Origin of the sequence: Nonomuraea sp. B1E8 (assembly GCF_039871515.1) — a bacterium.
In the GTDB taxonomy this organism is placed as follows: Bacteria; Actinomycetota; Actinomycetes; order Streptosporangiales; family Streptosporangiaceae; genus Nonomuraea.
Window position 1 is genome coordinate 1,819,038 of sequence record NZ_JBDPLS010000001.1, and the last position, 19,795, is coordinate 1,838,832.

The following is a 19,795-nucleotide window of genomic DNA, read 5'->3' on the forward strand; positions in this document are numbered from 1 at the left end:
TTCAGAACCGGCGCCCGGCCCATCGGAGAGGCATAAATACTCCCACGCTATATCCCGGGCATATCTCAATTCCTGGAGCATTGTGGAAAACAGTGGACGGGACCGAGGGGACCAGGGCTCCACACACGATCTTGATCAGTCGATGGTGGGCCGGGAAATCGAGACCGCGGAAATCATGCGGCGGGTCGCCGCCGGCCGGTCCGGCAGCGAGGTGTTGATCCTCACGGGCGACCCCGGTGCCGGCAAGAGCGCGCTGCTCGACTTCGTGGCTGACCACGCCCGGCGCGAGGGCGAACGGGTGTTGCGGGCGGTCGGCAGCGAGTCCGAGGCACGCCTTGGATTCGCGGGCCTTCATCAGCTGCTCCGCCCGGTGCTCGGCGAGCTGGACAGCCTGCCGCCGCGGCAGCGCTCCGCGCTCCGCATCGTCCTGGGGCTGGACGAATGCACCGAGGCCCCCGATGGCGTGCTCGTCGGTTCGGCCGTTCTCACCCTGGTGTCGGACCTGGCGGAACCGGCACCGCTGCTCATAGTGGTCGATGACGCCCAGTGGATCGACCGCGCATCGCTGGACGTTCTGTCCTTCGTGGCCCGGCGCATGGACACCGAACCTGTCACGCTGCTGGTGGGCGTGCGCGCCGCAGCCTCGCTGCCCGGGCTTGACACAGGATACGAGCACCTGGAGATCGCTCCGCTGAACGGTGAGGCGGCGAATCGGTTGCTCGACCAGCAGCCCACGCCACCCACCGGCCGAAACCGGGTGCGCATCCTGCAGGAGGCGGCCGGCAATCCACTGGCCCTGATCGAACTCGCCCGCGCCGGCGCGACCCGGCACTCCGGCGGCAGCAGCGTGGAGGGCCCGCTGCCCGTCACCGACCGACTGGAGCGGATCTTCGCGGAGCAGACGAAGTCCCTGCCGGAGGCGACCCGCCGCCCTCTGCTGCTGCTCGCGGCCGCCGATGCGACGGACGCGTCGACAGCCTCTCGTGGACTCCCCGAGGCCGACGACAAGGCGTGGGCACCCGCGGAGCGGGCCGGCCTCGTACGCCAGGACGGCGCCCGGATCTCCTTCCGCCACCCGCTCATCCGCTCGGCCGTCTACCATGCAGCCTCCTTCGAGGAACGCAGGCAGGCACATCTCACTCTCGCGAAGCTGAGCGAGGAGCCCGACCGCCGCGCCTGGCACCTCGCCGCCGCGACCACGCGTCCCGACGAGGACGTGTCGGCCGCCCTGCGGCAGACGGCCGACCGGGCGCGGCGCCGGGGCGGCTACGCGGCCGCTGCCGCCGCCCTGGAGCGCGCCGCGGAGCTGAGCCCGCGCCGCGCGGACCAGGCACGGCTGCTGACCGAGGCCGCCGTCATGGCCGTCTTCACCGGTCAGCTCGGCTGGGTGGAACGCCTGGCCGCCGAGGTCCGCAAGCACAGTGACGACCCGGCACTGATCAGCAGGGCCTGGCTGGCCACCGGGCAGCTCATGACCCTGCGCCGGAACCACGCGGCGGCCTTCGCCCTGCTGACCCGCATCGCGGACGAGGCGGCGGCCACCCACTCGCCCCGCGTCCTGGACGCGCTCGCCGCAGCCGCGGTGGTCCGCTACTACTCGGGCGAGGAGGCCCAGCGACAGCAGATCGAGAAGCTGCTCTCCGCCATACCCGACGCAACCGACAGGGGCGCCCTGCACGCCTGGGTGCCGGCCGTCTCCGACCCCCACGGCGCGGGAGCCCGCCTCGTCCCGGCGCTGCCCGGACTCATCGCCGAGGCCAAGGACGACGCCGGCAGTCTGACCGCGCTCGCCATCGTGGCCTGGATCCTCGACCAGACCGCCCTGGCCGTCAGGACCTTCGACGAGGCGTACGACCGGTGGCAGGCCCGTGGCTCGCTGCCGGACGGCCTGGGAAGCGCCGTCGGCTGGGCCTATCTGGAGCAGGGCCGGTGGTCCGACGCCCGCACGGTGGCCGCCGAGATCTCGGCGGTGGCGACAGCGGCCGGGCTGGACCACGCCGAGGCGTGTGTACATGCGCTCGACGCGACGGTGCTCGCGCTGCTTGGCGAGGCGGCCGACGCGCGACGCGGTGCCGAGCGGGCGCTGGCCCTCGTCGATCCGCTGGAGAGCCGCTCCATCGCGGTCTCCGCACGCCGGGCCCTGGGCCTGACGGCAGTGGCCGAGGGCGACTACGACACCGCGTACGCACAGTTCCGCTCCGCCTTCACCGACGACGGCGATCCGGTTCACTACCACGTCTCCTACACCGTTCTGGCCGAACTCGCCGCGGCGGCCGTCCGCCGAGGGGGACGGGAGGACGCCGCCGAACTGCTGGAGCGATCGGCGCGGCACCTCGGCCCCGGCACGTCGGCACGGATCACCGCACTGCTCAACCGAGGCCGTGCCCTGCTCGCCGAACCGGACCACGCGGAGCCGTACTTCCGGGCGGCGCTGGCGGACGACACGGGCGAGCAGTGGCCGTTCGAGCGGGCACAGACACGGCTGGACTACGGTGAGTGGCTCAGGAGGCAACGTCGCATCGCCGAGGCCCGCCCCTTGCTGACCACGGCACTCGAAACCTTCCAGCGGCTTGGCGCGCGCCCATGGATCGAGCGGGCCAAGGCAGAGCTGCGAGCCGCCGGCATCGAGGCCACCAGCAGCGTAGTGCCCGGTGCCCTCACCGAGCTCAGCCCCCAACAACAGCAGATCGTCCAGCTCGCGGCCCGCGGCCTGACGAACCGGGAGATCGGGGACAGGCTTTACCTGTCGCCGCGTACCGTCGGCTCCCACCTCTACCGGGTGTTCCCCAAACTGGGCATCACCGCCCGAGCACAACTTCGCGACGTGATCGAAGGCACCCTGTCGGATGGCGGCGCCCAGGGCCGAGAGCCGGCCACCGACGACCGCCGGCTGACGCCTGCCGAGGCGCAGTCGGCCAACGGACACCACGGCCGAGTCCCGGTCTGACAGATTTGCGGCCACATCCGCTCGTCGCCGTAGGTCCCTGGCAGTACGACAAGTACAAGGCGATCCGGCCGGTAGAACCGAGGCAGCACGCCTGACATGCAGGCTCGACGCCCTCGCCCCGGCGAGCAGCGCCGGGCCCGGCCACGTGAGACAACGATGCAGGACTGAGCGTCACCGCTTTACTGCGCAGTGCACAGCTTCTTGCCCGGCCTTGTCCGAAGGCGGTTGATCAAGCAAGAATCAGTTCAGCCTTCAACTACTCAGTTGGAGCGTCACCGCACGGATAGGAGAGGCATGAAGCGCAAGATCTCCGTTCTCGCCGCCGCCGGTGTCCTGGGCGCCGCGCTCACCACCACTCCCGCGTCCGCAGCAGCCACCTCCGCCATCGACTGCACCACCGGCGACTACACCCGGGTGGTGAACAGCTACGTCCCCACCAACGTCGAGCGGCCCGGCATTGACAATCTGCTGTACAACATCAACGGGCCGCAGGCGTACACGTACGAGATCTGCCTCGACATCCCGGACACCTCAACGTTCACGATCAACGTACGGGACTTGAACGACGGGTTGAAGACCATGTTCACGGACGACCGGCCCGGGGACAAAATCTTCCGCTACGACATTCCCCCCAACAGCTTCTGGCAAGTCCACGGCACGTTGACCGGCCCCGACAGCACCTTCCTCTACTACACCTGGTACGAGAAGCGAACCCCGGCCTGACCCGGCTTCATGCAACGATGGTCGGCTCCACCACTACCAAGCGACACAGAAGGCTTTTGACCGAGTTCGCATTCACCGGCCTGGTGAGCAAACGGACGTCGACTAACGACTGAACGTCACTGCTTGACTCGGCATTGCAAGAGTTCTTTCCCGCCTTGTCCGGAAGTGGACCGCCGCGTCAGAATCAGTTCATCCTTCAACTACTCGGTTGGAGACTCCCTGCACGAATGAGGAGAGGCATGAAGCGCACCATCTCCCTGCTCGTCGCCACCGGCGTCCTCGGCGCCGCGCTCACCGGCATCAGCCCCGCGTCCGCAGCCACCTCCGCAGTCGACTGCGCCGCAGGCGAGTACACCCGGGTCGTGAACAGCTACGTCCCCACCAACGTCGAGCGGCCCGCGATCGACGGCCGCAGCTACAACATCGGCGGCCCGTATGCGTACAACTACGAGATCTGCCTCGACATCCCCGACACCTCGACATTCAGCATCGAGGTAAGGATCTGGAACAACGGAACACAGAGCAAGTTCGTGGACAACCGGCCCGGGGACAAGATCTTCCGCTACTCGCTGGCCCCTGACAGCTTCTGGCAGGTCTACGGCACGTTGACTGGACCCGGCAGCACCTATATTTACTACACCTGGCACGAGAAGCAGCTCCCGGCCTGACGTGAAACGGGCCGACCACCCGCGGGCTCTGCCTCGCTCCGAGCGGCCTTCATCCGGGTTCGAAATCCGCAGGCTCCCGATCTCCAAAACGGCTCAGTGAGCACTTGGATCAGCCGTTGGTGAGAGTCGCCGCACGAAAGCGCAAGGGCCACATCCTGATGACGGGATGTGGCCTTTGACCTGGAGTGGAGCTCAGGAGACGGGATGCGCGATCCGGAGTAGGGCGGCATCGCGGCCGAACCCACCGATCCCGCCCCCGTCCGCGGCCCGGGGTATCAGGCGGGCAGCAGGCGCATCAGGCGTCGCGTGCCCCGTCATCCGACCGGCGACGGCGAAGCGGGTCATCCAGCGCGACGCCGCCACGATGCGCTGGGCGGCCGGGCGTCGTACGCACGCAGCGCCCTCGGCACGTCGCCGTCGGACTCGCGCAGGCGGTCGTGGCCCTCTACCTGAAGTGGGGCGTTCACGAGTCAACCTGAACTGGTACGGAAGCAAGGCTCGGAAGATCGCTTCCCGGACCTGGGTTGATCGTTTCCCGAGGTCGAGGCTTTGGACGGCTTAGCTGCGGCTCCTGTCGTCTGCGGGGTGCAGGGCGCCGGCGCAGCGCGGTTTGAGGAGTGACCATAGGGACACCGCCATGAGCAGAGCAGTCAGTCCGCCGCAGATCATCACGGTGGAGACCGAGAAGGAGTCGACGACGCGGCCGCCGAGGAACGCGCCGAGGGCGAAGGTCGCCTGGAAGGAGGAGGTGAAGACCACCGTGGCAGCTTCGGGTACGTGAGGGGCGGCGGTGAGGAACGATGCCTGCGAGCAAACGGGCACTCCTCCGTAGGCCAGGCCCCAGATCACGAGCAACACCACGGCGCCGGCGGTCGTGCCGCCTACCGAGGGCAGCAGCAGGGTGGTGGCCGCGATCAGGCAACCGCAGGTTACGAAAGCGGCGCGCAGGCGTGTGGCGATGGCCTTGCCAGCCAGGAAGTTGCCGGCGATCCCGGCGATGCCGTACGCCAGCAGGACGGCGCTAACGGCTGCGGGAGGCAGGCCGGTGACGTCCTGGAGGAAGGGCGTCACGTAGGTGTAGGTGCCGAAGTGGGCCAGGACGATGAGGAAGGTGGCTAGCAGGGCGATGGCGGCACCCCGGGTGCGTAGCAGGTCGAGCAGGACGCGAGGGTTGGTGACCTGGTGGGCGGGCAGCGGCGGCAGCAGCACCATCAGGGCGGCCAGGACCAGGACAGCCAGCGCGGCCAGCACCAGGAAGGCGGTTCGCCAGCCGGCGAGGTTGCCGATGAAAGTGCTGGCCGGTACGCCGAGCACGGAGCCCAGTGGCACGGCGGAGAAGATCACAGCGGTGGCGGTGCCGACGGCGTGCGGCGGCATCAGGCGGCCGGCCAGCCCGGCCCCGATGGACCAGAAGCCGCCGATGGTGAGGCCGACGAGCACCCTGGAGATCAGCATGACCCAGTAGGAGGTCGCCACTGCGGCCAGCACGTCGGCCACGGCCAGCACCGCCATGAGGACGCACAGCATCACGCGGCGGTCCAGGCGCGCGGTGGTCAGTGTGACGGTGGGGGCGGCGACCGCGGCGACGATGCCGGGCAGGGTCATGGTCAGCCCTGTGGTGCCGTCGGAGATGCCGAAGTCGGCGCCGATGGCGGTCAGCAGGCCGATGGGCAGGATTTCGCTGGTGACGATGGCGAAGATGCCCAACATGAGCGAGATGACCGCCAGCCAGTTGATGAGAGGCGAGCGGGGCCGGGCGAGCGTGGTGGTGGACATGATTCCCGTTCAGGCAGGTGCGCGTGGCGAGCAGGCACCCCAGCCAAGCAGTGATGAAGCAGCAGGTGCTGGCACGTTTCGGACGCAACCGTCTGAAGGGCCGGTCACGAACAGATCTGACAGAGAGGGCAGCGAACGCGCGGGCTCGCTCTCAGGTGGAGGGCACGCGATCCCGTTTCAGCGGCTGGTGACTTACGGGTGGTCGCGACGCGAAGAGGACGGTCTCTACGCGATCGCTTCCGGCGTCAACGGGCATGCGCCGAAACGGGAGGCTGGACGTGGTGGCCGCCACGGCCGGGATGAGCGCCTCGGCGCTGGCCCGCTACCAACAGTTCGTCCCCGCCCTGGACCAGCCCACCGCGGTCGCGCTGCTGCGCGGCCGCGCCCGTTGTGTGCGGCGAAGCCACGCGTCGCTCATGGCACGTTAATGGCACGAACGCCCCGCCACATGATCAGTGGCGGGACGTTTCACGAGGTGGAGCCTAGGAGACTCCTGACATCCTGCTTGCAGATCGGCCCGATCTTCGAGCACAACCGCCTCGACCTGGGTCGGGGGGAGTCCGCGAGTGCCCGTGATTGACCGCCGCTGACCGCCCTTCATGGCCCGACGATCACGCCTTGCGCTCCCACTGCGATCGATGCCACCCTGACCGGCGTGTACGACGAGAATCTCGTGGGCCTCTGGGACAGTGGGCCCTACGACCTTGGGTACATGGAGACCAGTTGGTTGGGATTTCTGCCGGATGGCCGTGGCTGGAGTGCATGGGCCAACGCCGCCGGTGGCATCGAGGTTGGTCGCTTTCGCTGGCATTGCCCAGAACCTGCAACCCTGGAGTTGCGCTACGAATGGCAGGTTTCCGGGGGATGGCAAGACCCAGGAGATGCATCTCGATTCGACTCGATCGACAGCCAAGGGCCAGACCACGAGGTGCTGAAGACCGGCTACGTTATCAGGCCAGATGTGACGATCTCGGAGCCGTTCACCGCTCTTCACCTGGAAGAAGATGTCAACTTCTGCTCGACCTACGGTCTGAAACAGCGTGAGCTCTCACTCCAGGACGACCCTGCTTACCACCTCGCACCATGGCAATAGCCATTCGGATCATCGCGGGCTCAACCAAGCTACGACGGTTTCACAACGGGCCAATGTTCCCGGCTGCATCAGGCCTCTGACCTCCGGGTAAGGCTCTTGCCTTTCCTCTACCTGGGAAGGTCATCCCGCGCATATCCCGCGAGGCTGAGTCAGTCATGATCGCTCTGTGTTGTTCGTCGTGAACCCCGACGTCGCCGTACTGCCCCGTAGGCAAGAAGAGCGAGACCCGTCAGAGTCAGCAGGGTGCCGACCGTCATCGCACGGAGGTTCAGCAAGTCCGCACGGGCGATGGCCTCGGCTTGCTCCTTCAGCATCTCCGGCGTCGGGTCCTGGTAGGGCAAATAGGTGCCCGCGGTCGCCATGCAACTGGCAACCGGTAGCAGGAGTCCGGCGCAGATGGCTAAGACCCCGATCATCCTTCCGCTGATCGTCACGGGGCCAGGCTACCGAGTAGCCGCTGTCAGCTTGGGAACTGCATCGATCGCGGCTTGATGAGGCGCTGAGCTGGGCAACGGATCGGTCCTGAGTGACCGTGGTTGACCCCTCGTCACCCCTCCTAATGGCCCGCTAATGGCCCGGCACTTGCGGCGAGTGACATCACCGCGGTTATGACAAAGTGGGCAGTGTGGACAGTCCGACGAACGATCAAGACATAGTGGAGATCTTGAGGGCGGTTCGGGTCGGCGACATCGTCTCGGGGACGATCACGCAGGTGGGACGTCCTCACGGGGCCGCGGTGAGGCTTGACGGGCGTCTGGGTCTGACATCGGCGGACATCGGGCCTTTGCACGTCTCCTGGTGTCGCCTGTCGGATGAGGTCATACAGGTCGGCCGGCGCGTCACCGCCGAAGTGATCGATGTCGATGAGGAACGGGGAAGGATCGGCCTGTCCCTGGCCGCGACCGAGAATCCCGAACTCTGGGCATTCCTGAAAGGACTCCGCCCTGGCGAGGTACTCAGCGGCGAAGTGGCAGAGGTGCAGCGCTTTGGTGTGTTCGTTGCGCTGGATGATGGGCCGCCGCATCCCGTCTATCCAGGAGTAGGTTTCATCTCGATCCCCCAGCTGTCCTGGCGACATTTCGATGAGGTCTCTGAGGTCGTCGAGGTAGGACAGCGGGTCACCTGTTCCGTTCTCTGCTTCGATACCACACACGGCGAAGCCAGGCTCTCCCTTCGCGCACTTCAGCCTGATCCTTTCCAGGAGTTCGCCGACGCGGCTCGCGAGGGACAAGAGTTCTGCGCAACCGTAACCAAGCTCGTCCCGTTCGGAGTCTTCGTCAGAGTCGTAGAAGGCATCGAGGGCCTGGTGCCCTTGGATGAGCTCATCTCCATGCCTGTCGAGGCTCCCGAACAGGTCGTTCAGGTCGGCGACCGCGTCAAGGTGACCATCATCAGCCTGGATCGCGACGCCCGCCGATTGCTCCTCTCCCGCAAGAAGGCTGGTTCTGGTCCCCTATCGCCTTGATAGCACCTGAACGGGAGACAGCACGGTCCAGGACCGACGAGTGCGCCGGCCTCTTGCAGGACGACGTTATTTCTGAGCACGTAGGGCCTGATGGGCGACACGGACGATGTCCATGATCTTCAGGGCTGGTCTTGGGGTTGGCCTGGTTCTTGCCCGGCGACAACATGAGCGTCAATCGTTCAAGATCGGCCCTCCCCTCCTGCCGGTGAAACACCGGGGAGGGCCGCCGTTTCGGTGTGGAGTTCACACCGCGTGCTCACATGACCTGGGACAAAGGACGACGTCTAGCCCGGCCGTACCTACGCGGACCCCGTTGACGCACCGGAGCGGCTTGCGGATCGTAGCCAGCCCATCGAAACGAGACGATGGCCACACCGACCAGGGTCGTAACCCCACCGGAGAAAGAGGCAAGGAACATCGTCAAGGACTCGACATCCGAATCACCAAGCCTGGCCGATCCTCCATCGACCCAGTTCATCGTGGCCCAGGCCTGCGTGGCGACGACCGCTCCGAACACGGTCGTGATCGCACCCAGGACGTAGCCAGGGGTACGCGTCCACGATCCCGTGGCGGCAAGGACGCAGCCCACCACCAACCCGATAGGCACGGTGAGGAACTGGCCGAGTACGAACGCCATCAGAGCTGCGAGCCGTGCGTACTCGAAGCCGTCGCCTTGTTGCAGCCACAAGAGCGGCACTGTTATGACACCGCTGAGAAGGCCGATCGCCAGCAACCGGAGCATCGCCACGTACAGCATGATCGTGGACTCGCTCGTTGTTGTGCTACCCCAGCTGAGCCTGTAGCTGTATTTCGTAGCTGTACAAGATCGAAAAGGCCACTTTCTGATCCTTCGAAACGGAGGTCAGCCGGCCCAGAGGAGATCGATGATGCGCAAGACCCTGGTCTCTTCATCGAGGATGAACGTCATCATCCCTTGGCCGTTATCTCCGAAGAAGGCGTGTCTCACCACGGACTGACCGGGACGCTCCACGACCGCGTCCCACGGATCGCGGAGGAGTTCAAGAAGACGCTCCAGCAGTAGGCCCCGTCGCGGACCTCCTCGGGAAGACCGTTCAGCTCGTAGAGGGCGCGTCCGTGGAAGCCATCGAACTTGTAGCTCACACCCGGCCTTCCCACTCCGGCGGGGTGTAGCGAGTGAACATCTCCGTACGGTTCTGGAGAGCGTCCTGGACGGCCTCCTCGTAGCCTGGGCGGGCGTAAGCGATCGCACGCAGACGCCACTGACGCAACAGCGTCTGCACCTGCTTGAAGCGGGCCAAGTCGTGCGCGGCCTCCAAAGCCTCGTCGTACTCCGCCCGGAACCGCGCACGGTGCGGCGCCGGAAGCGCCTCGAAGATCGCGGCCGGATCCTCACCTGGATCATAGGGTGCAACAGGCTCCACAGGCTGAGCGGCCATACCGACCAACCTATCTTCCCGAGCACGAAAGCGCGCCCTCGTGCTCTCACTCAGTCCCTTGACCTTCATACCTTCCAAGCCAAGAGCCGGGAAGTGAACGTAGTAATCCCTGATCTGATCATCGATGAGCTACGGGCGCAGGTGAAGGACTCCCAAGGTGGCTCCCGCTGGATCGGCAGTCGCTTTCATGGGGTGGGGTGCGGCGGCTGCCAGCCCACCTGTGCCCCCGGCTACCACTCGCCGAGAGAATTCACGTCCCATGAGAGCCGGATTGTGGGCTTGGTCTGGAGCACAACCGGCTCCTTGTAGTCCTCCCGAAACCACAGCTTCAGCCCTTCGTAGCCGGACCACTGGCGCTCAACCGACAGTCTCCCGAGACGCCGCAGCCGCCTGATGTACGTGATCTCCTCGCCGTCCACGTAGAGGCTGATATACCCCTCACCCGCCGTGGGATCGAAGGAGAAGAGGACCGATATCGCGCCTCGGGTGAGTTGAAATGAGTGAAGGCCGACTGGCCAACGAACGTCCTCGTACTCGCCTTGCGGCTCGTCCTCGAAGAGCCAGATCAGCTCCGCAAGCTCGGGGATCTCCATGGCGTGACCATACTCGAGGACGCCCACGGACAGCAGCAGCCTGACACCGCGCAGGCCCGCCTGCTGATCTGCGTTTCGGCCGCCGGCAGGCATGTTCGCGGGAGGCAGCCTAACGCTGCATAGCTCTATAGCGCTTGAGCAGGGCCGTGATTTTGTCGTGGTTACGCGCGCCGTTCAGCTCGTCGAGCAGGTCGTCAGGGCATAACTCGTAGAGGTCGCCCCACCAGCGGCGCGCCTTGTTGTCCCAGATCCGGTAGCCGCCGGGAACGCCTCTGGCGACGTAGCGTCTCCTACCCATAGTTCGTCACCCTGCAAGCCGCCAGTCCACGGGTCAAGCACCGTGATCAGCCCGTTGCTCGGTGAGCCAGGGTGAGAAACGAACCCTGGATCGTCGATCGCCCCCAAGCACGTACGGTGGCCAGCCATGCCGTGGCGATCGTGAGGGCTGCATCTGTGCGGCGGCGTGGCAACCCCGGCCGGTGCGTTCGGTTGGTACGGCGGGGCCGGCGTGCGGTGCCAGGCCCGGTGTCCCGCCGCCGTCCGGGACCGGCCCCCAGGTTGCACGCCCGGACGGCGGGCGGGCGGAGGGCCGGGGTACGGCGGCGCGCCGCGCCGCGGCTTGATCTCCTATAAGAACAATTCGGCAATGCTCAGCATGGCCTGGTGGTAGAACGCTCCGTGTGGCGGAGCGACAGGATCGGCTGAGGGCGCTGGGCGAGCTGCTGCGGCGGCTACGCAAGGATGAGGGTCTGACCGGTAAGGATCTCGCGCAGCGGGCACAGGTGGCGCAGCCTACGATCTCTCGGATCGAGACAGGTCAGCTGCTCCCCACACCCGAGACTGTTGAGCGGCTGGTCGCTGCGCTGGGTCTCGATGAGGCGGGTCGGGCCGAGATGGATGCTCTTCTCGTACGGCTTCGCGACGAGGTGTCTCGGCTGAAGGGCGGCCTTGCTGGCCGGGAGGCAGCGAACGCCGCTCGGGTCCGGGCGGGGCGACGATTGATGTCCTTCCAGTCCGCCGTAATCCCAGCACTCTTGCAGACAGCCGAATACGCCCGGCTCGCGCTGGCGGTTGGGCGTGATGTCGACGAGGGCGATGCAGCCAAGGCCGCGGCGGCACGTGTGGAGGCGCAATCGGTCCTGTTCGACTCGGCGCGAGAATTCTCGTTCCTGTTGACTGAGGGTGCGGTGCGCACCTGGCCAGGGCCACCGTCGTTGATGTTGGCTCAGCTCGACCGGCTGGCCACGGTGGCCACGCTGTCGCATGTGACCCTCGGGGTCGTGCCCTGGTCCGTTCAGGTGCCGGCGTTCCCCTTGCACGGATTCACGATCTACGACGGTTCGTTGAGCGTCGTCGAGAGCTTGACGGGTGACCTCAGCCTGAGCGAGGCCGATGAGCTGACCACCCACGCGGAGACATTTGAGGCGTTCGCGGCTGTGGCTGTGTACGGCGATGCACTGCGCCGGCTCCTTGGGTCGGTGGCCGACGACTATCGAAGCCTGATGAGCCATCTAGAGAAGTGACGCATTTATGCGTCGAATAGCTTGAGCTGTATCTAGCATCACTCATACGCTGGCGCCATCCGATGTATAGCCCCCTAGACGACGGAGCTTGCCCATGTCGGCCTGGCGCTTCTCCCGCTACTTCCTCGGCTCCGCCCCCTCTATCACCGAGGCGCGACGCTTCGTGGCCACGCTCCTGCGAGGCTGGCCCGCGGTCGGTGATGCTGAACTCATCGTCAGCGAGCTGGCCACCAACGCGATACGGCACTCCGCCAGCGGGCGTTTCGGGGGACGGTTCCTGGTGAGTGTTCAAGCTCATCCGGACCGCCTCTGGCTCGGTGTCCTCGATGAGGGAGGACCTTCCTCCCCCAGGGTCTTCCGGCCATGCCTGGAGGGCGAAGGTGGCCGGGGCTTGCTTGTCGTCGCAACCCTGGCCCTCGACTGGGGTGTGTGGGGTGACGAGCACGGTCGAACGGTCTGGGCCGTGCTGGACGCGGCATTGCAGGGAGCGTCTTCCTGATGGCCTCCTGTCTGTCGCCTCATCTCCCTTCACCACAGGCGTCGTGTGTGAAGCTCGACTGGTACCCCGCTCGCCCGGACGGGCGACCTCGGACGATCGCTTGGACGTGCGACTGCAGGAGCGTCTACTACGAACTGTGCGAGGCCGCCGGCCTCGGCTTCATCCGGCGCGTCGCCAAGGTGGGTCGGGGAGTCGTCGCCGAGACTCGCCGTGTACGAGTTGGCGAATCCCGCGTCATGTGGGCTGCGCTACTTGCGGGCACGGCGCGATGAGTCCGCGCGGCGTCCCTAATCGGCGGTCGGCGATTAGGGCGGTTAGTTCCAAAACTGGCGAACTGGTCAAAAACGTACTGTCGAGGGGGATAGACGGCAAACCGTCTAGGGGCCTAGACTCGCCTGCAGTGATCAGAGGGGGATCGATGCCGCCGAGTGACGTTGAGCGTATTGCTGCGATAGAAGACCCGTTCCAACTGCTGCGGGTCGCTACCGAGCGTCTCAACGCTGCTCAACAGGAGGTCGCTGAGCTCTCCCGGTTGCGGCGGCGGGTGATCCAAGTGCTACATGCTCAAGGGCTCTCATATGCACAGATCGCCAAGGAAGCAGGCCTGACCAGAGGCCGGATTCACCAGATCCGGCACACCGGTCCGGCACCTGAAGGGGCCTTTCTCGGTACAGGCACGATCACTCTGGTCACACCGCTCAAGCGCGAAGCCACCAACGCCCGGCCGGTGGTCGCGATGGAGGACGTCACAGCAGCCAAGCGGCTGGAGGACCTTGCCCGCGGCTTTGACCTGCCGGTGGAGCTGGAACACGTTCCGCTAGGCGGGAAAATCAACATCGACCGGCCAAACCTCATTGTGATCTGCGGGCCCAGGCTCTCGACCGTCATGGGCGAGCTGTACGAGTCCGATCCGGTTCTGAAGTGGGTCAAGGATGACGTCTGGACGCTGCACGACAGCCGTATCGGCACCGTGTACCGCTCCGGCTCGGACAGCGAACCAGCTCGTGCCGTCGATTACGCCTACCTCGGGCGGCTTGGGCGGCCGGACGGCAAGGGCAATCTCCTGGTGTTCACCGGCATCCACCCTCAAGGCACGCTTGGCGTGGTGCAGCTCCTCCAGACCGAGATAGCGACGCTATGGGGTCAGGCAGGCGACAAGCGCTTCTCCACCGTCGTGGGTGTTGAGTACGACCCAGCCACTGGTGAGCCGGTCAAGGCGGAGCTTGCCAGCCCCCTGTACCGGCACGAGGAGGACTGAAACGTGCGGGTCACCTTCGCCACCGAAGCAGTCCCAGGCCGACCGAACGAGGACTTCGTCGCCGCCACCGCCGACGCGGCCGTCCTCCTCGACGGCGCCGGCACCCCACCCGGGTCCGAGTCCGGCTGCTCTCACAGCGTGGCGTGGTTCTCCCGCAGCCTCGGCTCGACCCTCCTGGCCTCCATGACCCAGGGCACAGGCACCTTGGCCGAACTGCTCGCCCAAGGAATCAAGACGGTGGCCTCACTCCATGACGGAACCTGCGATCTGAGCCACCCCGGCTCTCCTTCAGCCACCGTCACCATGCTCCGGCACACGAACGACATGCTGGAATGGCTCGTCCTGGCTGACTCCGTCCTCGTCCTGGACGTCGTCGACGCGGGAGAACCCATGGCCATCTGCGATGACCGTGAGGCCCAAGTTGGCGCCCTCCACCGAGCCGAAATGGACGCCCTCGCCTCCGGTACCGACGAACATGTCTCCGCTCATCGCCGCTACGTCGAGACGCTGCGCTCCTACCGCAACCGCGACGGCGGCTTCTGGGTAGCCGCCACTGATCCACTCGCGGCCGACCAGGCGCTCACCGGCAACATGCCCGCCGACCAGATCCGAGCCGCCGCACTTCTCAGCGATGGCGCATCCCGACTCGTCGACCGCTTCCACCTGCACACGTGGAGCCACGTCCGCGACGTGTTGGAGCAGTCCGGCCCTGACGAACTCATCCGCCAAGTCCGTGCAGCCGAGAAGTCGGACCCACAGGGAGTACGCTGGCCACGCGGCAAGACATTCGACGACGCCACCGCGCTCTACTGCCGTTCCTGACAGCGCTTCACTGGTCTGGCCAAGATGCACGGTAGGCATGTGTGATCACGATGAGACCTGCCGCTGCGAAGATCCCAACGTGATGAAGCGACGGATGGTTGCGGCGGTCCTCCTGGTGGTCGTATCCACGCTAACCGCAGGTCAGGCCGCGCACGCCGACGCCGAGGTGGATCCGGCCGGCGCCGTCCAGAGCCAACTCGTCCCCGGCCATGGGGTGAAGGTCGTCCAGCATTCCCGGATGTTCATGTTCGGCCGCTGGTCTTCCGTCAAGCCGGTCCGCGGGGTCGTGGGGTTCGGCAAAGGCAAGATCGTGGCGACGGACATGAAGAACCCCAACCTGGCTCTTCGCGGTACTCGCAACATCTGCGTCGGCAAGCTCGGCTACGAGTCGTACGTCAAGCGTGACCCTGAAGATCCCCTGCCGCCGGGGAAGACCTGGGTGTCCTACGACTGGCCGCCATGCCAGCTCGTGCTGAAGTCCGGCTTTGTCGACCTCGCCGACCAGGACACGCTCAGAGCGGTGCTGGCCAGCACCACAGGCAGGCGGCCCGCAGGCGTGTACGACGGGGTGCGCACCACCCTCTACCAGGGCAGCATCACCTTCGCGCAGCTCGACAAGGCGAAACCAGGCCTGCGCATCGGCTTCCGGACCAAGCCCACCGGCAAGTACGGCACCTGGAAGGTGTCCTGGCGGTTGTGGATCGGTGGCGACCAACTCGTTCGCAGAGCTTGGAGCTCCTGGCGCGAGCCGAACGACAGCCTCGACAGATCCGCCGGCGACGACGCGTACTACGCCTTCGAAGAGGACCTCCGCCTGTCGAACTGGGGGATGAAGGCACACATCAAGCCGCCGCCAGCCGATGAGACAGTGCCAGTGGAGGAGCTGCACGACTGATCGGACGTGCGGAAGGTTGAGGCACTTAGCGACGTCTGGGTTTTGTGCAGCAGCCCCCGGCAGCCGCGCTAGCTGCGTCGGAGAGCTTACTGGCGTGGAACCCGTGAAGCTGCACCCTTGGTATATGGGCGCGGACGCGCACCATAGACCGGGCCCTCATAGGTATGCCGTGTGTGGTGGAGGCGTGAGGTGCCCCGAACCTTCCGGACTCGGACCCAAGTAGGGTCAGAGACAGTCCGGGAAGGAAGCACGTGGCGAAGAAGCCGAGAATATATCCGCCCGAGTTGCGGGCCGAAGTCGTGCGGGCCGTCATCGACGACGGGAAAACTCCTGCACAGGTCGCCCGCGATTTTGGGCTGGTCGCAGAAACCGTTCACAATTGGGTCAAGGCTATCTGCTGCGCAGGCACATCGCGCTGACCTTCGGGGAGAAACCGCTCAATGCGATCAAGGAACCGCACGTCCGGCGCTGGCGTAAGGCCCTGCTCGAAGAAGGAGTCAGCGAGGTCACGGTTGCCAAGGCGTACCGGCTCCTGAAGGCTGTTCTGTCCACAGCTGTGGATGACCTGCTCATCAAGCGCAACCCATGCCGGATCAAGGGAGCTGGCCAAGAACGGTCTCCCGAACGGCCCATCCTGACCGTGGAAGAGGTCTACCGCATCGTCGATGTCATCGAACACCGCTACCGGGCACTCATCCTGCTGGCCACCTTCGCCAGCCTGCGCTGGGGCGAGCTGACCGGACTCCAGCGGCGGGACCTCGACCTCGACGCCAGAACGGTTCGTGTCGAACGCCAGCTGATCCAGATCACCGGCAAGGGCCTGATCTTCACCGAACCGAAGTCACAGGCGGGCAGGCGAACTGTCGTCATCCCGGACCTGATCATCGATGAGCTGCGCGCTCACGTGAAGGACTTCACCCAGGACGGGCCGGAAGGCTTGATCTTCGCCGGACCGGACAACGGGGCGCTCCGCAACACCAACTTCAACCGCCGCGTCGGGCACGTAACGGGCACGGCCTCAAAACCAGCCCTCAGAAAGATCGAAAGCCCAGGCCGTTGACCTGAACTTTTGTATGAGTGGAGCCTAGGAGATTCGAACTCCTGACTTCCTGCTTGCAAAGCAGGCGCTCTGCCAACTGAGCTAAGGCCCCTTCGACGAAGATAGCTTACCGGGCCGACGAAGCCACCTGCGTCGTACCGAGGTCGTCGCTCAACACCAGGCTCGGGAAGTCGGCGATCGAGTCGAGGAGGTGAGTGGCGCCGCCCTTCAGGAGGCGCTCCCGGCTGTGGACGCCCGTCAGGATGCCGGCCACGATCGATGCCCCGGCTCGCGTGCCGCACAGCATGTCGTTCTCCGAGTCGCCGATCACCGCCACGTGCCGTACGTCCGTCACCCCCGTGCGGAGGACCGCGTGCAGCACCATGTCGGGCCAGGGGCGGCCGCGGCCGCCGGCGTCTTCTGGGGAGATGGCCAGGTCGATCTTGTCGTGCCAGCCGAGCACGCTCAGCACGCGGCTCAACGTGACGCGGCTGAAGCCGGTGATCAGGGCCAGTTTGAGGCCGTTGCCACGGAGTTTGTCGAGGACCTCCATGACTCCGGGCATGGGCGTCATACCTGCCCGCTCCAACGCGCCCTCGTAGGAGCGTTCGAACGTCAGGTTCGCCGCCTGGGCCTGGGCTTCGTTCCCGGGGAAGATCCCGCGGAAGACATCGATCGTAGGACATCCCCGGGACCGGTGCACGTGAACCATGGCACGCGCGTAAGCCCCGGTCCCGGGCACTATGCCCTGGGTCGCGATCGCCTCGGCAAAGGCGCGCTCGACCATGGCGATGTCACCGACTGTGGTGCCTGCCAGGTCCAGGCACACCAGCTTGATGGGGACGACGTCACTCATCGCCTCGCCGGTCGGTTAGTTCTCGCTGCCGGTCGCCTCGGTCCAGAGATCAAGCTCTGCGCGGTCGGCCTGCACCTTACGCCAGATCAGCAACCCCCCAAGGGCGATCAGCGCCAGAACGAGCAGCTTCTTCACGGTGTGACCCCACTTCTTCGACGGTCTCACCTGCCGGGGTGAGACCCAACGGTTGACAAGCAGCCTAGCAAGGGATGGCTGCGCTACCTGTGTTGCGGATGTGTGGAATGTGCGATGGATGAGTGTTCGGCCCCAGGTGGGACCCGAATGCTGCCCCATCTGGACGAACTTCTGACAACCATCTATCGGCAGCCCTCATGGGCAACAGCTCGATCATGCCAAATATCCGGCGCGGATGCGCGAAACGTCTGTGCTGGAGGTCAGCTCCTGCTCGCGAGGAAAGGCTGGTCAGCCTGATCCTGGTGCAGGTGTGCCCTGGAGGAGAGTAACCCGAGGTGGGCGCGGTTGCCAGCCGCCTGCGGGTCGGACTTCGGATTGTGGGCTGGTTCGGGTGTGGGGCGGCTGCGCGGCGCCGTACAAACGGTTCGGCTCAGAACGAAACACGCTCGTGTCCGGCTTCATCGCAATACCGTAGGGGGGTATAGTGATCCGAACAGTCGTACACCTCCTGAGGAGATCGCCATGAGCACTGCTACCTACACCGTCACTGGCATGACCTGCGACCACTGCGTGAGCTCGGTCAAGGAAGAGGTCAGCGAGGTGGCGGGTGTGACGTCCGTGGAGGTCGACCTGGCGGGTGGCCTGCTGACGGTCGGTAGTGACGGTCCTGTCGACGCGGCCAAGGTCGCCGCGGCGGTGAAGGAAGCCGGTTACGAGCTGACCGGGCAGGCCTGAACGCGTGGCCTGACTCCGCTGGGTCCCCGGGCTGCCGGCACCGCGCGCATGCCCTCTCCGTCCCCGTCAGACGGGCTGTAGGCCCAGGCGACGGCCGGCCCCATCCTCCGTCGCCCCAGGCCGGGCTGGTGCTGGGCTACGGCGCGATCGCGAAGGACGCCATCCCCGAGGGGCTGCGCCTGCTGCGGTCACGGATGTCGGCGGCTCCAGAACCCGCGAACCCGCTCCCCTGACATCTCCGGGTCGTCCGGCGACGTCGGTTGTCGCACGATCACCACGGTGGTGCGGGCGTGTCGCGCGCAGTACATGCTGGTCGAGGGCATGAAGATGCGGCTGAACAGCCCGCGTCTCCCCCGCCCCAGCACCAGCAGATCACCTTCGCGGGCCAGATCCACGAGGTGGTAGCCGGGGTCGCCGACCCGGCCGACCACCGCCGTCGTGAGATCCTCGGGCACTCCGCCCGCGACGTCGTCGAACACGCCGGTGATCACCTCTGAGCAGCGCGCCTCCTCGCCCGCTCTGACGGCGTGCTGCACGGGCAGCGCCTCAGGGAACGGGTGGACGGGCGCGCGGCTGACGTGCACGGCGACCAGGGCCATCCGGTGCAGCCTGGCCGCGCCGATGGCCCAGGCGAGCGCCCAGCGCGATGACGGCGACTCGTCGACCCCGACGATCAGCCTCGCACCGGCGGGCAGTTCCTGTTCCACGGTGCCTCCTGTTGAGAAGTACGACCATAGTGCGCCTACCCATCGATTACCGGGAGGTGGCATTTTGGAACCTTGGCGTCGCCGCGTGGAAAACCAGAGGGAAGGCCCCGGCGCGCTCAGACCAGCTTCAGCAGGCCGCCGTGCAGGGTGTCCCGTTCGTCCGCCGACAGGGTCCGGTACGCCGCCGCGGCCCGCAGGTTGGTCTCCGCCTCGATCCCGCCGCGCAGCGGCCCGTCCGCCAGGGTGACGATCCCGGCCGCGGTCAGGCCCTGCGCCTGCCAGGCCGTGGCGTGGGCGTCGGCGCGGTGGTGGCGCAGCGCGGCGATACGGTTGAACAGCAGCACCCCCGGCGGGGTCCCCTCCGGTTCGTACGGCGGCGCCGCCACCTCCAGCGCGCCGCCCGGCACGCGCTCGGCCGAGCCGAGCACGCGTCCCGCCAGGCCGGCCAGCGCGGGCAGGTCGTGGCCGGCCCAGACACGTTCGGCCGCGGCGGCGTGCAGGACGTACAGCCTGTGGTTGACATCCTCCCCCTCGTAAACGAGGGGGATTCCCACGGTCGCCCGTGAGGCTTCCTGCTTCACAGCCGGTCGCCCGTCCGAGAGGACTCTCGTTGAGGTCTTACACCCGCTCCACAGGCGTTTCA

General features: G+C 66.3%; 24 protein-coding genes and 1 tRNA gene. 13 read left to right on the forward strand and 12 right to left on the reverse strand.

Features of this window, described 5'->3' with window-relative positions:
- The first annotated feature begins 142 nt into the window (after positions 1–142).
- The 3 genes from ABGA98_RS08860 to ABGA98_RS08870 all read left to right on the forward strand — a co-directional run bounded on the left by ABGA98_RS08860 (position 143) and on the right by ABGA98_RS08870 (position 4,338).
- Complete coding sequence (locus ABGA98_RS08860) at positions 143–2,947, forward strand: AAA family ATPase (RefSeq protein ID WP_347617656.1); 2,805 nt, start codon at positions 143–145, stop codon at positions 2,945–2,947.
- 294 nt (positions 2,948–3,241) lie between these two features.
- Positions 3,242–3,670, forward strand: a complete 429-nt coding sequence (locus tag ABGA98_RS08865; RefSeq protein ID WP_347617657.1) for a hypothetical protein — start codon at positions 3,242–3,244, stop codon at positions 3,668–3,670.
- A 239-nt stretch (positions 3,671–3,909) separates the two neighbouring features.
- Positions 3,910–4,338 (forward strand): hypothetical protein, encoded by a 429-nt coding sequence (locus ABGA98_RS08870; protein ID WP_347617658.1) that lies wholly within the window; start codon positions 3,910–3,912, stop codon positions 4,336–4,338.
- 341 nt (positions 4,339–4,679) lie between these two features.
- Here the strand turns inward: ABGA98_RS08870 and ABGA98_RS08875 are convergent, their stop codons facing one another.
- The gene (locus ABGA98_RS08875) at positions 4,680–4,805 is read right to left on the reverse strand and encodes a hypothetical protein (RefSeq protein WP_347617659.1); all 126 of its coding nucleotides are present in this window, start codon (positions 4,803–4,805) and stop codon (positions 4,680–4,682) included.
- 91 nt (positions 4,806–4,896) lie between these two features.
- Positions 4,897–6,114 carry an MFS transporter gene (locus tag ABGA98_RS08880; protein WP_347617660.1) on the reverse strand — a complete coding sequence of 406 codons (1,218 nt, stop codon included), beginning with the start codon at positions 6,112–6,114 and terminating at the stop codon, positions 4,897–4,899.
- 254 nt (positions 6,115–6,368) lie between these two features.
- On the opposite strand from ABGA98_RS08880, the gene ABGA98_RS08885 reads away from it, so the two are divergent.
- Both ABGA98_RS08885 and ABGA98_RS08890 read left to right on the forward strand, forming a co-directional pair.
- Positions 6,369–6,542 (forward strand): hypothetical protein, encoded by a 174-nt coding sequence (locus ABGA98_RS08885; RefSeq protein WP_347617661.1) that lies wholly within the window; start codon positions 6,369–6,371, stop codon positions 6,540–6,542.
- A gap of 227 nt (positions 6,543–6,769) precedes the next feature.
- A complete protein-coding gene (locus tag ABGA98_RS08890; protein WP_347617662.1) occupies positions 6,770–7,207 on the forward strand; it encodes a hypothetical protein in 438 nt (145 codons plus the stop codon).
- Positions 7,208–7,356: 149 nt separating this feature from the next.
- Here the strand turns inward: ABGA98_RS08890 and ABGA98_RS08895 are convergent, their stop codons facing one another.
- Positions 7,357–7,641 (reverse strand): hypothetical protein, encoded by a 285-nt coding sequence (locus ABGA98_RS08895; RefSeq protein ID WP_347617663.1) that lies wholly within the window; start codon positions 7,639–7,641, stop codon positions 7,357–7,359.
- A gap of 191 nt (positions 7,642–7,832) precedes the next feature.
- Here ABGA98_RS08895 and ABGA98_RS08900 point away from each other — a divergent pair, with 191 nt between their 5' ends.
- Entirely contained in the window at positions 7,833–8,672 is an 840-nt protein-coding gene (locus tag ABGA98_RS08900; RefSeq protein WP_347617664.1) for a S1 RNA-binding domain-containing protein, read from the forward strand.
- A gap of 256 nt (positions 8,673–8,928) precedes the next feature.
- On the opposite strand, the gene ABGA98_RS08905 is transcribed toward ABGA98_RS08900, so the two are convergent.
- From ABGA98_RS08905 to ABGA98_RS08920, 4 genes are all read right to left on the reverse strand, one after another.
- Complete coding sequence (locus ABGA98_RS08905; protein WP_347617665.1) at positions 8,929–9,429, reverse strand: hypothetical protein; 501 nt, start codon at positions 9,427–9,429, stop codon at positions 8,929–8,931.
- Between the two features lie 361 nt (positions 9,430–9,790).
- Positions 9,791–10,090 (reverse strand): DUF6247 family protein, encoded by a 300-nt coding sequence (locus tag ABGA98_RS08910; protein WP_347617666.1) that lies wholly within the window; start codon positions 10,088–10,090, stop codon positions 9,791–9,793.
- A gap of 230 nt (positions 10,091–10,320) precedes the next feature.
- The gene (locus ABGA98_RS08915) at positions 10,321–10,683 is read right to left on the reverse strand and encodes a hypothetical protein (RefSeq protein ID WP_347617667.1); all 363 of its coding nucleotides are present in this window, start codon (positions 10,681–10,683) and stop codon (positions 10,321–10,323) included.
- A gap of 109 nt (positions 10,684–10,792) precedes the next feature.
- Positions 10,793–10,981, reverse strand: coding sequence for a hypothetical protein (locus ABGA98_RS08920; protein WP_347617668.1), 189 nt, complete (start codon positions 10,979–10,981; stop codon positions 10,793–10,795).
- A 382-nt stretch (positions 10,982–11,363) separates the two neighbouring features.
- Here ABGA98_RS08920 and ABGA98_RS08925 point away from each other — a divergent pair, with 382 nt between their 5' ends.
- The 6 genes from ABGA98_RS08925 to ABGA98_RS08950 all read left to right on the forward strand — a co-directional run bounded on the left by ABGA98_RS08925 (position 11,364) and on the right by ABGA98_RS08950 (position 16,740).
- Entirely contained in the window at positions 11,364–12,206 is an 843-nt protein-coding gene (locus ABGA98_RS08925) for a helix-turn-helix transcriptional regulator (RefSeq protein ID WP_347617669.1), read from the forward strand.
- A gap of 94 nt (positions 12,207–12,300) precedes the next feature.
- Positions 12,301–12,705, forward strand: a complete 405-nt coding sequence (locus tag ABGA98_RS08930; protein WP_347617670.1) for an ATP-binding protein — start codon at positions 12,301–12,303, stop codon at positions 12,703–12,705.
- A 418-nt stretch (positions 12,706–13,123) separates the two neighbouring features.
- Positions 13,124–13,963 carry a sigma factor-like helix-turn-helix DNA-binding protein gene (locus ABGA98_RS08935; RefSeq protein WP_347617671.1) on the forward strand — a complete coding sequence of 280 codons (840 nt, stop codon included), beginning with the start codon at positions 13,124–13,126 and terminating at the stop codon, positions 13,961–13,963.
- 3 nt (positions 13,964–13,966) lie between these two features.
- On the forward strand, positions 13,967–14,785 hold the full coding sequence (locus tag ABGA98_RS08940; protein ID WP_347617672.1) for a protein phosphatase 2C domain-containing protein: 819 nt from the start codon (positions 13,967–13,969) through the stop codon (positions 14,783–14,785).
- A gap of 94 nt (positions 14,786–14,879) precedes the next feature.
- Positions 14,880–15,680 carry a hypothetical protein gene (locus tag ABGA98_RS08945; RefSeq protein ID WP_347617673.1) on the forward strand — a complete coding sequence of 267 codons (801 nt, stop codon included), beginning with the start codon at positions 14,880–14,882 and terminating at the stop codon, positions 15,678–15,680.
- A gap of 379 nt (positions 15,681–16,059) precedes the next feature.
- On the forward strand, positions 16,060–16,740 hold the full coding sequence (locus ABGA98_RS08950) for a hypothetical protein (RefSeq protein ID WP_347617674.1): 681 nt from the start codon (positions 16,060–16,062) through the stop codon (positions 16,738–16,740).
- An 18-nt stretch (positions 16,741–16,758) separates the two neighbouring features.
- Here the strand turns inward: ABGA98_RS08950 and ABGA98_RS08955 are convergent.
- The 3 genes from ABGA98_RS08955 to ABGA98_RS08965 form a co-directional block, all read right to left on the reverse strand.
- Positions 16,759–16,831, reverse strand: a tRNA-Ala gene (locus ABGA98_RS08955).
- Positions 16,832–16,846: 15 nt separating this feature from the next.
- On the reverse strand, positions 16,847–17,575 hold the full coding sequence (locus ABGA98_RS08960; RefSeq protein ID WP_347617675.1) for an HAD family hydrolase: 729 nt from the start codon (positions 17,573–17,575) through the stop codon (positions 16,847–16,849).
- Between the two features lie 15 nt (positions 17,576–17,590).
- Positions 17,591–17,710 (reverse strand): DLW-39 family protein, encoded by a 120-nt coding sequence (locus ABGA98_RS08965; RefSeq protein WP_020542320.1) that lies wholly within the window; start codon positions 17,708–17,710, stop codon positions 17,591–17,593.
- A gap of 522 nt (positions 17,711–18,232) precedes the next feature.
- On the opposite strand from ABGA98_RS08965, the gene ABGA98_RS08970 reads away from it, so the two are divergent.
- Positions 18,233–18,445, forward strand: a complete 213-nt coding sequence (locus tag ABGA98_RS08970) for a heavy-metal-associated domain-containing protein (protein WP_347617676.1) — start codon at positions 18,233–18,235, stop codon at positions 18,443–18,445.
- Positions 18,446–18,633: 188 nt separating this feature from the next.
- On the opposite strand, the gene ABGA98_RS08975 is transcribed toward ABGA98_RS08970, so the two are convergent.
- Positions 18,634–19,152, reverse strand: coding sequence for a universal stress protein (locus ABGA98_RS08975; protein ID WP_347617677.1), 519 nt, complete (start codon positions 19,150–19,152; stop codon positions 18,634–18,636).
- 116 nt (positions 19,153–19,268) lie between these two features.
- Complete coding sequence (locus tag ABGA98_RS08980; protein ID WP_347617678.1) at positions 19,269–19,706, reverse strand: hypothetical protein; 438 nt, start codon at positions 19,704–19,706, stop codon at positions 19,269–19,271.
- Between the last annotated feature and the right edge of the window lie 89 nt (positions 19,707–19,795).

Bases quoted from the DNA above. Each gene is read 5' to 3' on its own strand.
- ABGA98_RS08860 (WP_347617656.1), top strand. From the start codon at position 143: ATGGTGGGCCGGGAAATCGAGACCGCGGAAATCATGCGGCGGGTCGCC.
- ABGA98_RS08865 (WP_347617657.1), top strand. From the start codon at position 3,242: ATGAAGCGCAAGATCTCCGTTCTCGCCGCCGCCGGTGTCCTGGGCGCC.
- ABGA98_RS08870 (WP_347617658.1), top strand. From the start codon at position 3,910: ATGAAGCGCACCATCTCCCTGCTCGTCGCCACCGGCGTCCTCGGCGCC.
- ABGA98_RS08880 (WP_347617660.1), bottom strand. From the start codon at position 6,114: ATGTCCACCACCACGCTCGCCCGGCCCCGCTCGCCTCTCATCAACTGG.
- ABGA98_RS08885 (WP_347617661.1), top strand. From the start codon at position 6,369: ATGCGCCGAAACGGGAGGCTGGACGTGGTGGCCGCCACGGCCGGGATG.
- ABGA98_RS08905 (WP_347617665.1), bottom strand. From the start codon at position 9,429: ATGCTGTACGTGGCGATGCTCCGGTTGCTGGCGATCGGCCTTCTCAGC.
- ABGA98_RS08910 (WP_347617666.1), bottom strand. From the start codon at position 10,090: ATGGCCGCTCAGCCTGTGGAGCCTGTTGCACCCTATGATCCAGGTGAG.
- ABGA98_RS08915 (WP_347617667.1), bottom strand. From the start codon at position 10,683: ATGGAGATCCCCGAGCTTGCGGAGCTGATCTGGCTCTTCGAGGACGAG.
- ABGA98_RS08920 (WP_347617668.1), bottom strand. From the start codon at position 10,981: ATGGGTAGGAGACGCTACGTCGCCAGAGGCGTTCCCGGCGGCTACCGG.
- ABGA98_RS08930 (WP_347617670.1), top strand. From the start codon at position 12,301: ATGTCGGCCTGGCGCTTCTCCCGCTACTTCCTCGGCTCCGCCCCCTCT.
- ABGA98_RS08935 (WP_347617671.1), top strand. From the start codon at position 13,124: ATGCCGCCGAGTGACGTTGAGCGTATTGCTGCGATAGAAGACCCGTTC.
- ABGA98_RS08945 (WP_347617673.1), top strand. From the start codon at position 14,880: ATGGTTGCGGCGGTCCTCCTGGTGGTCGTATCCACGCTAACCGCAGGT.
- ABGA98_RS08960 (WP_347617675.1), bottom strand. From the start codon at position 17,575: ATGAGTGACGTCGTCCCCATCAAGCTGGTGTGCCTGGACCTGGCAGGC.
- ABGA98_RS08970 (WP_347617676.1), top strand. From the start codon at position 18,233: ATGAGCACTGCTACCTACACCGTCACTGGCATGACCTGCGACCACTGC.